11 protein-coding genes are annotated in these 11,904 nt (G+C 39.5%); 9 read left to right on the top strand and 2 right to left on the bottom strand.

Translation table 11 applies throughout. The features are described from left to right. The first annotated feature begins 228 nt into the window (after positions 1–228). The 4 genes from M8E35_RS10510 (at position 229) to M8E35_RS10495 (ending at position 5,009) form a co-directional block, all read left to right on the top strand. Complete coding sequence (locus M8E35_RS10510; RefSeq protein ID WP_252468828.1) at positions 229–417, top strand: ferredoxin; 189 nt, start codon at positions 229–231, stop codon at positions 415–417. Between the two features lie 654 nt (positions 418–1,071). After that, positions 1,072–3,687, top strand: coding sequence for a PocR ligand-binding domain-containing protein (locus tag M8E35_RS10505; RefSeq protein WP_252468827.1), 2,616 nt, complete (start codon positions 1,072–1,074; stop codon positions 3,685–3,687). Positions 3,688–3,945: 258 nt separating this feature from the next. Next, positions 3,946–4,371 carry a hypothetical protein gene (locus M8E35_RS10500; RefSeq protein ID WP_252468826.1) on the top strand — a complete coding sequence of 142 codons (426 nt, stop codon included), beginning with the start codon at positions 3,946–3,948 and terminating at the stop codon, positions 4,369–4,371. Positions 4,372–4,577: 206 nt separating this feature from the next. Continuing rightward, entirely contained in the window at positions 4,578–5,009 is a 432-nt protein-coding gene (locus M8E35_RS10495) for an Hsp20/alpha crystallin family protein (protein ID WP_252468825.1), read from the top strand. Positions 5,010–5,140: 131 nt separating this feature from the next. Here the strand turns inward: M8E35_RS10495 and M8E35_RS10490 are convergent, their stop codons facing one another. After that, entirely contained in the window at positions 5,141–5,326 is a 186-nt protein-coding gene (locus M8E35_RS10490; RefSeq protein WP_073032902.1) for an alpha/beta-type small acid-soluble spore protein, read from the bottom strand. A gap of 216 nt (positions 5,327–5,542) precedes the next feature. Here M8E35_RS10490 and M8E35_RS10485 point away from each other — a divergent pair, with 216 nt between their 5' ends. Together M8E35_RS10485 and M8E35_RS10480 are read left to right on the top strand one after the other, a co-directional pair. Beyond that, the gene (locus M8E35_RS10485) at positions 5,543–6,373 is read left to right on the top strand and encodes a TIM barrel protein (RefSeq protein WP_252468824.1); all 831 of its coding nucleotides are present in this window, start codon (positions 5,543–5,545) and stop codon (positions 6,371–6,373) included. A 139-nt stretch (positions 6,374–6,512) separates the two neighbouring features. Then, on the top strand, positions 6,513–7,118 hold the full coding sequence (locus tag M8E35_RS10480; protein ID WP_252468823.1) for a DUF3786 domain-containing protein: 606 nt from the start codon (positions 6,513–6,515) through the stop codon (positions 7,116–7,118). Positions 7,119–7,632: 514 nt separating this feature from the next. Here M8E35_RS10480 and M8E35_RS10475 read toward each other — a convergent pair. Next, positions 7,633–8,136 (bottom strand): DinB family protein, encoded by a 504-nt coding sequence (locus tag M8E35_RS10475; RefSeq protein ID WP_252468821.1) that lies wholly within the window; start codon positions 8,134–8,136, stop codon positions 7,633–7,635. Between the two features lie 373 nt (positions 8,137–8,509). Here M8E35_RS10475 and ku point away from each other — a divergent pair, with 373 nt between their 5' ends. The 3 genes from ku to dprA all read left to right on the top strand — a co-directional run bounded on the left by ku (position 8,510) and on the right by dprA (position 11,860). Then, entirely contained in the window at positions 8,510–9,511 is a 1,002-nt protein-coding gene (gene ku / locus M8E35_RS10470; protein ID WP_252468819.1) for a non-homologous end joining protein Ku, read from the top strand. Between the two features lie 216 nt (positions 9,512–9,727). Further along, entirely contained in the window at positions 9,728–10,648 is a 921-nt protein-coding gene (ligD, locus tag M8E35_RS10465) for a non-homologous end-joining DNA ligase (protein WP_252468817.1), read from the top strand. Between the two features lie 81 nt (positions 10,649–10,729). After that, positions 10,730–11,860, top strand: a complete 1,131-nt coding sequence (dprA, locus tag M8E35_RS10460) for a DNA-processing protein DprA (protein WP_252468815.1) — start codon at positions 10,730–10,732, stop codon at positions 11,858–11,860. The last annotated feature ends 44 nt before the right edge of the window (positions 11,861–11,904 follow it).

Here is an 11,904-nt window from a genome sequence, read left to right as displayed (position 1 = left end):
TAGGAAGACTATTACCCAGTAATAAAATGTTGTATGGTTTGTGGCGAAAAGTTGCTGGTTTTACTTGACTGCTTACAAATATTTTAGGACGCCAAATAATGGCGCCCTTTTAAATGCTTCGGCTCTGTTTTTAGGCAGGATAAACCTTCCAAGAAACGGCAACCTATGATAAACTAGTTGGGAATAGTTGGCTATATACATAGAGAATATTTTGGAGGAGGAAAAATCATGATTGCTGAAGTAGACAAAGAAGAGTGCATTGGGTGTGAATCATGCCCTGAATTTTGCCCAGAGGTATTTAAGATGGAGGCCGATGGCCTAGCAGTAGCTTACACAAATCCTGTTCCAAGTGAGTTCGAGGCAGCCGCCAAAGAAGCTGCCGAGGGTTGCCCAGCGCATTGTATTAGCCTTAAATAACATATAGATCTAATAGTTGAAAGGAAAGCAAAAAGGGGACGTAGCGAGTTTTTTCGTTACGCCCTCTTTATTTTTCAGGGCAAATCGGGATTTATCAATTTCCAAAGAATATAAGTTGAAGTGGGCTCTTGCGTAAAGTTCAGGCGAGGTAGAGTTCCTGACTGAAGCCTTGATGTTCAGCTCTAATGGAATGTTCACAACTCACACTTCTTTACTGAGTGCAAAGTCTGTGATGGTTGACGTCGTCTCTATGTCATTACTTGTATTAATTACTCGAAATTATAGATTATAGAGTGAAAAATTAAATAGAAATATTTTGTCTAAGATTAGAGGGAAAAAGAAGGATATGTTGAATAAACTAACTAATGAAGTAAAGTAGTATTTTTTTGGGGGATAAAAGTAAGAATTTTAGCTGAAGAAACAAGGGATTCAGTCAACATACAAATGCAAGAAGCTTATGACAATGGAATAACCTTCCAAACTTACCATAAGGAGGAATGGATATTATTTTCCAGTTGGAGTAAGCTCTTTTTAAATTTGAGATATATTGTTAAGTTTCATCAAGATTTTACACTTTCGTTTTATAAGATAAAACCCTATAATCCACTTGAAGAGAATTTAATATATAAATCATTTAAGGGTAAGGTGGATGAGATGGAGCAATTTACCAATGAAAATTATGCATGTATTAAAGAGTCCAGTTTTTCTGAGTTCTTTGATTTGACTGAAATGCAAAGACTTCAAGATTTATTTTCTGACGCAACGGGTGTGGCTTCAATCATAACAGAAACCGATGGAACACCAATCACTGAACCAAGTGGTTTTTGCAGTTTTTGTAATGAAATAAGAAAAACTGAAATAGGCCTTAGAAATTGTCTTATATCAGATTCAATCATTGGAAGTCCCAAAAAGGAAGGCCCTGCAATTCAAAGATGTTTAAGTGGCGGACTTCTTGACGGAGGAGCAAGTATCATTGTTGCAGGGAAGCATGTGGCTAACTGGCTCATCGGTCAAGTTCTGGATGAAGATTATGAAATGAATCAATTACAATACGCGGACGTAATTGGAATACGGCACGATGTTTATAAAAGCGAATTGATGAAAGTTAAACGTATGTCTAGATTGCAATTTGAAAATATATGTAATTTCCTTTTCCTGAATGTACAGCTGATTTCAAAATACGCTCTTAAAAATATTGCTTTGGAACATGAAGTTAATAGAAGAATTCATAATGAATTAGAAATTAAAAATTTAAACAGAGAACTTGAGCTGCGGATAAAGCAAAGAACCGTCCAGCTTGAAAAGATCAATGTGGAAGTGCGAGAGACCAATGCAGAATTAGAAGAAATCAATGCTATGCTTGAAGAAGAAATTAATAAACGTCAAAAGGCTGAGCAAGAAATCAAGATCCTAAATGAAGAATTAGAAAACAAGGTTATAGAGCGAACAAACCAGCTGCAGGATATGAATTCTATGTTGGAAGAGGAGATTATTGAGAAAATACGGGCAGAAAATGAGTTAAACAAAGAAAGAGTATTTACCGATGCCTTATTTGATAGTGCTCCTGGGATGATTTATCTCTATGATGATAATGGCAGGTTGGTGAGATGGAACAAGAAACATGAGGAAATGACTGGGTATACCTCAGAAGAGCTGGCTCAAAAAAATATATTAGATTGGTATGAGGGAGATGAAAAGAGTCAAAAGTCTGTACTGGAAGGAATCGAAATGATTACCCAGAATGGCTTTGGGAACGCCGAGGCTAATTTACAAAAAAAAGACGGTACAAAAATACCTATGGTTTTTTCTGCCAGTTCGGTAATTATTGATGACAGACATTATTTTGCGGGAATAGGAATTGACAACACTGAGTGGAAACTGTTACATGAAAGGCTCCAAAAATATCAGGTTCTGGCTGAAAAGGCCAACGATGCAATGCTATTCATAGGTAAAGAAGGGAATATTCTCGAAGCCAATGATGCTGCGGTAAGGATCTATGGATATACATATACTGAACTTTTGTCTATGACAATCTTTGACTTAAGGAATATTAGCACATCAACTAACATAATTGAGCAAATGGAGCTAGCCGATAAAGTTGGAATTATTTTTGACACAGTTCATTATCTTAAAAATGGTACCCCGATTAATGTTGAAGTTAGTTCGCAAGGAACTTATTTAGGTAATAAAAGAGTTCTTCTCAGTATTGTGAGAGATATTACGGATCGCAAAAAAAAGGAATACGAAAATCGCTATTTAAGCTATCACGATGCTTTAACAGGACTTTATAATCGAAGGTTCTATGAAGAAGAAATTAAACGTTTAGATACTAATAGAAATATCCCTATTTCTATAATAATTGGGGATGTCAACGGGTTGAAGCTTCTAAATGATGCCTTTGGACACAATAAAGGGGATGAGCTTTTAAAAAAAGCGGCAAGGGCTATTCAAAGTGCGTGCAGAACAGATGATATTGTCGCCCGCTGGGGTGGAGATGAATTTGTCATCCTTCTGCCAAAGACTAACAAGGAAGACGCTGAAGGAATTGTAAAAAGAATTAGAGAACAATATTCCAATATTTTAGTAAATGCTATTGGCGTCAGCATATCATTTGGGTGGGAGACAAAAACAAAAACAGATGAGGACATAATAAAAGTTCTCAAAAGTGCTGAAGATGCTATGTATAAACATAAAATAATTGAGAACGAAGGTATGAGGGGTAATACTATTAATACCATCATTAATACCTTGCACGAAAAAAATCCGAGGGAAGAACAACACTCAAAGAGAGTTAGTCAAATATGTCAGGACATAGGAAGTGCGATAGGTTTATCCGAAATCGAAGTAAGCAGACTTAAGGTTGTAGGTTTGCTACATGATATAGGGAAAATTGCAATTGAAGAACATATACTCAATAAACCTGGGAAACTGACGAAAAATGAGTGGGACCAGATAAAGCGGCATCCCGATATTGGCTATAGAATTTTAAGCTCATCTTATGAAATGTTAGAATTGGCAGACTGTATATTGGCACATCATGAACGGTGGGATGGTAAGGGTTATCCAAAAGGGTTGAAAGGGGAAGCTATTCCAAGGGTTTCAAGAATCATTGCACTGGCTGACAGCTATGATGCAATGATAAGTGAGCGGCCTTACCGAATTGCTTTAAGTGATGAACAAGCTTTACAAGAGATACTAAAAAACTCCGGTACACAATTCGATCCTGAAATTGCAAGAGTTTTTGCAGAAAAGCTATTAGAGAAACGATGAAGTTAAATAAAGAGGTGGCTATCCAACTACTTTGTTTCTTGGATAGCTACCTCTTCTATTTGCTATTATGTTGCTTTATGGAAATGGACAAGGGGTCTTCCATGGGTTCTATAACTAAAAGTAGGAAAGTATAAATTTTTTTCCATATATAGGATAAAAACATGTCCGAATCTGTTGTCGTTTCATATATTAGAGTAACTAGAGTGAAGAAGTAAATTTTTGTAACTCCACTCTAACTTAATTTAAAGGAGGATAAAAATGGCTCTCTTAAACTACAACAGAAGTATTTTAACAAATGAAGCATACACTTCCGCTATTGTGCTCACTGGTACTGATCAACTAATTCTAGAATTTGGTCTGTTTGTATCTCAAGCGCAAAACTTTATCGAATTGTTAACAACGATGGGTTGGATTGTGACGGGCACCAGTCCTTTGGAACCGGATCAACCAATCATTGAGCTTACGATTCAACAAGATAATGTAGTAGTAGCATCAATTAACCAAGAGTCGATTGAAGATGGGGCAGATACACCTTTAGAAAATTTAACTACGTTCCAAGCTGTCCTAACCAATGTACCTGCTGGTCATCACGTTTATCAATTATTTGCTCGTAATCTTCAGACTGCTCAAGGAACTATAACAATCATTGGTCCGGCTAACATTTCTGGTAAGGTTATCAGTTAACCCAAAGAAGCAAGGGGATCGTCCCTTGCTTCTTTTAAGTACTTAAATACCAAAAACCATTCAAAATATAGGATATAAAAGGGATTTAGCCTTTTAGTATTAAAACTTTTGTATGCAGGATGGATCAACCTTACTTCAGAATAGCAGGGATAATCCATAATCGAACAGCGTATCCTAAGCAGTAAACAAACGAAGAGGTGATAGAAATGTCATTAATCCCTAATGAGCCATACCGTATGTTAGATCCTTTTTGGAATGAGATGGATCGGGTTTTAAGGCGTGGAAAAGAAAGCTTTACAGATGGGTTGTATCGTATAGATGTAGAAGAAACCCAGAAAAAAGTTATCGTGACTGCAGAAATTCCGGGCATCGAAAAACCTGAAGATCTCAGAATTACCTTAAATGAAAATCAACTGATGATTCAGGGCGAAATTCGAAAAATAATACACGAAGAAGATGATGAAAGCGTCTCGCGTCATTCAGAAAGGTATTTCGGAAAATTCTCCAGAGTGCTGACACTGCCTGCTTTGGTTAAAACTGATGGAGCTCACGCAAGTTACCGGAATGGTCTGTTAAAACTAAGCTTTTTAAAAGACGCTCATCCAGCGGCACGTCGTATAGAAGTTGATTTTCACTAATCGTTTCTAGAATAAGGGGTTATTTATCTTTAAATAAAGACTCTAGTTTATAAAAGTAGAGCCGAGCATTCAATGGCTCGGCTCCGGGTATAACTAATTTTGAACTAACAAAAGAATTGAGTTTCCAATTATTAAGTCATGTTTTTCCCGGGCAGATTACGTTCGGCCATTTCAATAGCCATTTTCACCATATTGCCACAATTCCTTGAAGAAACTCCTCCAAATCCTTCTTGGTGAAGGGTTCCCGCAAAACCTAACTCTTGTGAAATTTGTTCTTTCAATGCGTCAGACATGATGCTGCTACGTCGTCTTGACATAAAGGAAACCTCCTTTCAAATTGGGGTCAGTTTCTTTCAACAACGATATGATGAAAGTGTTATTAGTATAGCTTTTTTTCAAGACAGTATGTAATTGAATCTTAAATTTTATTGGAAATTCAGGAATGAATTTGCATTTTGCTTCTTTTGAGTTCATTGGCTTTTTAGTAGAAAAAGGATATAATGTGAGAAAAAATAGCAATGGAGTGAACCTTATTGCCACTATTGTTTGGAACCGCTGGTGTCCCGCTTTCCTCAAAGGATCGTTCCAGTGAAGGAGGGGTACGCCGTATACGGGAGTTAGATCTCGGTGCCTTAGAAATAGAGTTTGTCCAAGGAGTTCGAATGGGTGAAGAGAAAGCAAGAAAGGTTGGCATAGTTGCCAAAGAGGACAATATCGCTTTAAGTTGTCACGCCCCTTACTATATAAATCTCAACTCCCGTGAGCCAGAGAAAATTACGGCAAGCAGGGATCGAATAATACATACCGCACGTATTTCACAGATTCTTGGTGTTCGGAGCGTAATTTTTCATCCAGCCTTTAATCATGATAATCCGTCCGAGGTGGTCTTAGAACGGGTGGTCAGAGAACTGTCCCTTGTACGGGAAGCCCTTGACGCAGAGGGGATCGATGTTGTTCTTCGTCCAGAAACAACAGGTAAAGGAACTCAATTCGGGGATCTTACCGAAACTATCAAAATTGCTAAAGAAGTTTCAGGGGTATTGCCCTGTATCGACTTTAGCCATCTTCATGCGCGAACTAATGGAAGGTACAATTCCTATGATGAGTTTTGTGAGATATTAGATGTAACTGCTGAGAGTCTAGGGGATCGATGGGTAAAAAACGTTCATTTTCATATATCTGGGATCGAATATGGACTCAAGGGTGAGAAACGCCACCTTGTTTTAAAGGAATCTGATTTGTGCTTTGAAGAATTGATGAAAGCATGTCATAGTTTTGGGGTGGAAGGATTAGCAATTTGCGAAAGCCCGAATTTGGAAGAAGATGCATTGCTCTTACAGCAGACCTATCGGGCACTCGGGTAGAATAGCATAGTTCTGCTAGTCAAAGTAAGGGTCTTTTGCTGTAGTTAGTGACTTCAAATGGTTGATAGAATTGTTAGATAGAATGAGAAAATAAAACCCCATAGCAGGGGTTAGGTGTAAAGGAGTAGGAGGAGATAGGATGAATTATTCTGCAGCTCATGAGGTGGCGCTTGAAAAGTTTCGTGCTTGTTCCTTAGAAGATATGGCACGTTGCTCTGGCTATTCTATTGAGGATAATGCCCTGATTATTGAATTTTTGGGCCAGCATTTTAAGATAGACTATCCCAGTGGGAATTTTGTGCCTATTCAAGCTTCAGACGGAGAATTGCCGATTGCTGCTCAAATATTGATTCTTCATTACATTACAAATCTCAGTGAGCCCTTCGAAGTGGGGACACTCATTTCTTACAAAGAATTACCGGGTGGAGCCATTTATATAAAACCGTTTAACGGTCGGGCCATTGATCCGCTGGTCCGAACTTTTGGTTCTGATCCGGATAGCCTGCTTAAAGTAGTGACACATTTAGGTGGGCAATCCAATGGGCTTGGTGATGTAGGGGTCACATATCGGGTGTTCCCGCGCATTCCTTTAGCCTTGATGCTCTGGAGAGCTGATGATGAATTTCCGGCGTCTGGCAATATTTTGTTCGATGCCTCTGCCCCTTCAATCCTGCCAACTGAGGATTTTGCAGTCTTAGCCAGTATGGTTGTTTTTGGACTGAAGAGGATTAAAGCGACGTTATAGGAGAGCATAACCTAAGACACTTCTACCCAACGATTATTTAAACTTATTGCAAAATCAGTTGCTGCAGAAACTCAGAAATCCCCTAAAATCTGAGCAAGATTTTAGGGGATTTTCTCCAAGGTTGTTAAAACTATACTCTATCGAAATTCGGAGGGCTGTCATGGATAAGATTGTTTTGGACGAAGTCAAAGAAACATTATTTACTCCACTGTTCGGTAAGGCTAAGGAAAATCAGAATGATTCTCCGATACTTATCGATAGAAAAGCCGCTGAAATCATTAGCCAAATTGATTATAACTTTAGTTCATTGAAAATTCCTAAAGAGACGAACATGATAATGTGTCTAAGAGCTAAACTTATTGATAACTATGTCAAGAAGTTTCTCAAAGGGAATTTCGAAAGTGTAGCCCTGCATTTAGGTTGTGGTCTGGACAGTAGGTATGACAGAATCGGGAACGGTGATGTGGACTGGTATGACATATTAAATCGGTTTAACTTCAGGTCGCAATTCACTTTACACTGTAGGAGCTTCCATGCCAAATTGACCCCAATCTTCTCGAGATGGTCCCATAATCCCAGGTACCTTAAGGCCTGCCTGTCTCATTAGGACAGTCATTTGCCCTCGATGGTGGATTTGATGATTAATAAGTACATTTAATGTAGTTCCGATAGTCCATGATTCTCCATACATATCCCGTTCTTGTAAAAGAGCCTGATCATTCCAATGCTTTTTAATTTCCGTAAGCATGGCCTTATTGACTTCTCTGTACGAATCGGCAATTGTTTTTGCTGTATTCGGTACTGGGGCATTCTCTTTAATACCACCAAATAATAGACCAGTTTTCTCGAGCATCTCAGGGATTGTTGTCACAATATGCCAAGCGATGCGTCCTAATGTGCGATCATCTATGGTAACGGATTGATTAAGGGAGTCGTCGGTTAAACTATCTAGAATTTTTTCGGTTGATTCCGATTCCTTTTCCCAACTAAGCAAAAAAGTGGCTAAAGAAGTAAACATATACATATTCCTCCTAATATTAAATTGCCTTAATATTACCAGTATCCACCTAATACGTCAATAAATCTAAGTCTGTGTAATGACAGCAGGGCTAATAGTATGATAATTATCCTAACCTTACAAATGAAGGAAAATGGAACGATCTTGACGAATAGAACTCTTCGAGAAAGTTTCGCGAGGAGTGAAACAGTAAAGAAAAACTAAGTTTGATTTTGAACTTTGTCTATAAAAGACAAAGTTTTTTGTTTTAATAATCAATTTTTCAAGAAAGAGTTTTTCGCTTTCTTTTAGTTAAAATAGGGCAATCTTTTTAATACAGTGGTTGCATTAATACTTCCTTAGCTGTTCACACTAAGTCAGGGAGGAATGTTATATGCATACGTTATGGAAAGGATCCATTAGTTTCGGTTTAGTTAATGTTCCTGTAAAAATGCATGCAGCTACAGAATCACAAGAGTTTAAGTTTAATTATCTGCATGAAGACTGTAAGAATCGCATACGCTCGATCAAAAAATGCCCTGCCTGTGATATAGAGGTTGGTACAGACGATTTGGTAAAAGGATTTGAATATGAAAAGGATCGGTATGTTGTTTTAAGTGAGGATGACCTGGCATCGTTGGAACAACCTATGAGTCGTTCGATCGATATTCTAGATTTTATCAATCTTCCGGAGATTGATCCGATTTATTATCAAAAATCGTATTATCTTTCACCAGAAGAGACTGCCATGAAAGCCTATAAATTACTGTGTCAATCAATGGAGGAAAGCGGGAAGGTCGCTTTAGCTCGAGTAACTATGCGTTCCAAACAACATTTAGCCTGTCTGCGGGTTTTTGAAAAAGGTCTTGTTATGGAAACAATGCATTACCCGAAAGAAATTCGTCATATGGACGTTGTTTGGGACAGTGTGGTCCCGACAGAAGCAGAATTGACCATGGCAAGACAATTAATCGAAAACCTGGCGCGTCCGTTTGAACCTGAGAAATATCATGATGAATTACATGAACAAATGGTTGGGCTAATTGAAAGCAAAATAGCGGGAGAAAGCTATCAAGTAGATACGCCTGCCAAGGGTGGAAAAGTTGTCGATCTTATGGAGGCTTTGCGAGCAAGTATTGCCCTGACAGAAAATGAAAAGGGTCAATTAAAGGCCTCAGACAACGATGAAGGGCCTATTAAACCCCTTAAGTCTATAAAGCGAGTTCAGGCTGAAAAGCCAATAAAAGCAGTTGAATCCAAAGAGTTATTTGCACGCGTTGAAAAAGATGAAGAATCAGACGGTGAAAAACTAACAGATCAAGGTAAATCCACAGAAAAACCGAAATCTACGTTGACTCCGCGAAAAAGGACAACTCGACGTGCGAAGGAAGCATAGATATGGGATGAATTGCGTTATGTAGGCACGGTTTCGGGCGGGGTAAGCTGCATACTGCGCAGTGAGGTTGCGGAATCGCTGCAAGAAAGGGCATCTAGCCCGTTTAAACATGGGCTTGGTCCTTTCCCTAGCCGAGATGAAACAATTCGTTGGGTTGAGCCCACCCTGCTTCTTATAACGTAGTTTTAGAATGGACCGATGAAGGGAAATTGCGACATGCCCGAATTATTGAATAAGAGGAGTAAATCGGTCTCGGTTACAGTTGAGGGAAAAACACTCTCTTTAAGCAATTTGGCTAAAGTTTATTTTCCTGAGCAGGAAATCACCAAAGGAGAATTGATCCATTATTATACGGAGACTGCTCCGCTCATTTTACCTCATTTGAAGCAGAGTCCTTTTGTAATGGTTCGTTATCCAGAAGGAATAGAGAGAGATTTTTTTTACCAAAAAGAGTGCCCTCCCCAAGCTCCAAAGTGGGTGACTCGTTATACGGATTCCCGTTCGAAACACAAATTAACTTATGTAGTTTGTGATCAACTCGCTACGCTCGTTTACTTAATTAATCTGGGGTGTATTGAAATTCATTCTTGGGCCTCAAGTGTTATAAAACCCAATTACCCGAGATGGGCGATTTTTGATCTCGATCCAGATCCTCCCTCGGGATTTCAGGAGACACTAAAAGTAGCATTATGGTCGGGAAAGATTTTAAAAGAAATTAAGATGAATTTCCTTGTTAAGACCTCTGGGGCAACGGGGGTACATATTTTGTTGCCGTTACACGATCTGTATACTTACGCCGAAGTTCAGAGAGGGATTGAAGGAATCTGTCGTTTTCTAACAAGAGAGCGTCCAGAATACTGTACTATGGAGCGAAGCGTTAAGAATCGCAAGGGTAAAGTTTATCTCGACTATCTTCAAAATGGAAGAGGGAGAACTATGGCAGGTATCTACAGTGTTCGACCTACAAGATTAGGGACTGTTTCTACTCCTCTTCTGTGGGAAGAGGTGGTTCAAGGAGTCAACCCCGATGATTTCAACGTGCGCACCTTTCAGAAACGACTAGAAAAAGTAGGAGATTTAAGCACGGTGATGGCTAAGACTAATGAGTTTTCTTCAATCTTGCATTATTTTGCATAAAGAAGGAAGATGCGACAATATTCTCCGCAGGAGAAGTATCCCTTTGTCCCGAAAAGGAGGCTAAGGGAGGATACACGTACCATGGGGATAGAGCAGGAAAAAACAGTTAGAGCAGCATTTCGTTCAATTACCGGCGTTGGAAGCCAGCGATTGAGGCAGCTTATAGCCTGCTTTGGCAGTGCGGTTAAGGCTTGGGAGGCTTCCACGAGTAAATATCTTCAATTGCCTAATCAGGAAAAATGGATTAAAGAAGTATTGAAGGCAAGGCAGTCAATCGATCCTCAGAGGATTGGAGAAACACTGCTAAAACAGGGGATTTTGATTATTACCCCAAATGAGCCTGAATATCCATGCTTACTAGCGGAGTTGTCTGATGCTCCGCCACTTCTTTATTACCGTGGGCAACTAAGAGGAAATATGGAAGGACTCGCGATTGTAGGATCTCGAAAAGCAACTGCGTATGGTAAAGCAGTTGCTAAGATGTTTGCCCGGGATGCTGCTTCTAAAGGTATTGTCATTGCCAGCGGACTGGCTCGGGGAATTGATACTGCTGCGCATCAAGGGACCCTAGAAGCAGAAGGGATAACTTGGGCCTTTCTTGGATGCGGTCTTGACCGAATATATCCGCAAGAAAATAAGAGACTAGCGGAAGAAATATTAATAAAGGGTGCATTAATAAGTGAATTTGCACCTGGCTCTCCACCGATTGCAGCTCATTTTCCGGCTCGTAATCGCTTAATCAGCGGATGTTCTCAAGGGGTTGTGGTCGTGGAAGCAGCGGAAAGAAGCGGGGCCCTGATTACGGTTGATTTCGCGTTGGAACAAGGAAGAGAAGTATTTGCAGTTCCAGGACCGATTTTTAGCGAGGTGAGTCGGGGGACTCATCACCTAATTCGGCAAGGAGCAAAGATTGTTGAAGGTATCGAAGATATTTGTAATGAGCTGCCTGCATGGTCAAACTATGCGGGTCAAATTACGTTGTTCAAAGGAGCTTTGCCTCAGGGAGTTGAAAGTTCTGACGCCGTGGAAAGCGTTTCGGAACATGAGACAATCTTGAGGCAGTTATGTGATGTGCCCCTTCATATTGACCAAATTACAATGAACTCTGCGCTGTCGGTTTCGGCCATTTCACTGGCCTTATTAGAGCTTCAATTAGCTGGAAAAGTCACACAATTGCCGGGTCAACACTATGTATTAGCCAGAGAACGCTAGACATACTACTAAAAAGGCGTTAAGATAGGGCTTAGTTTTACCAA

The organism is Desulfosporosinus nitroreducens (assembly GCF_023897015.1).
Taxonomy (GTDB): Bacteria; Bacillota; Desulfitobacteriia; order Desulfitobacteriales; family Desulfitobacteriaceae; genus Desulfosporosinus; species Desulfosporosinus nitroreducens.
This window is presented reverse-complemented; position numbering and strand designations above follow the sequence as displayed.

What these genes read in the sequence shown, in the direction of transcription:
- M8E35_RS10480 (WP_252468823.1), top strand. Translation starts at nt 6,513, where the DNA reads ATGAATTATTCTGCAGCTCATGAGGTGGCGCTTGAAAAGTTTCGTGCT.
- dprA (WP_252468815.1), top strand. Translation starts at nt 10,730, where the DNA reads ATGGGGATAGAGCAGGAAAAAACAGTTAGAGCAGCATTTCGTTCAATT.
- M8E35_RS10500 (WP_252468826.1), top strand. Translation starts at nt 3,946, where the DNA reads ATGGCTCTCTTAAACTACAACAGAAGTATTTTAACAAATGAAGCATAC.
- M8E35_RS10475 (WP_252468821.1), bottom strand. Translation starts at nt 8,136, where the DNA reads ATGTTTACTTCTTTAGCCACTTTTTTGCTTAGTTGGGAAAAGGAATCG.
- M8E35_RS10505 (WP_252468827.1), top strand. Translation starts at nt 1,072, where the DNA reads ATGGAGCAATTTACCAATGAAAATTATGCATGTATTAAAGAGTCCAGT.
- M8E35_RS10490 (WP_073032902.1), bottom strand. Translation starts at nt 5,326, where the DNA reads ATGTCAAGACGACGTAGCAGCATCATGTCTGACGCATTGAAAGAACAA.
- M8E35_RS10510 (WP_252468828.1), top strand. Translation starts at nt 229, where the DNA reads ATGATTGCTGAAGTAGACAAAGAAGAGTGCATTGGGTGTGAATCATGC.
- ku (WP_252468819.1), top strand. Translation starts at nt 8,510, where the DNA reads ATGCATACGTTATGGAAAGGATCCATTAGTTTCGGTTTAGTTAATGTT.
- M8E35_RS10495 (WP_252468825.1), top strand. Translation starts at nt 4,578, where the DNA reads ATGTCATTAATCCCTAATGAGCCATACCGTATGTTAGATCCTTTTTGG.
- ligD (WP_252468817.1), top strand. Translation starts at nt 9,728, where the DNA reads ATGCCCGAATTATTGAATAAGAGGAGTAAATCGGTCTCGGTTACAGTT.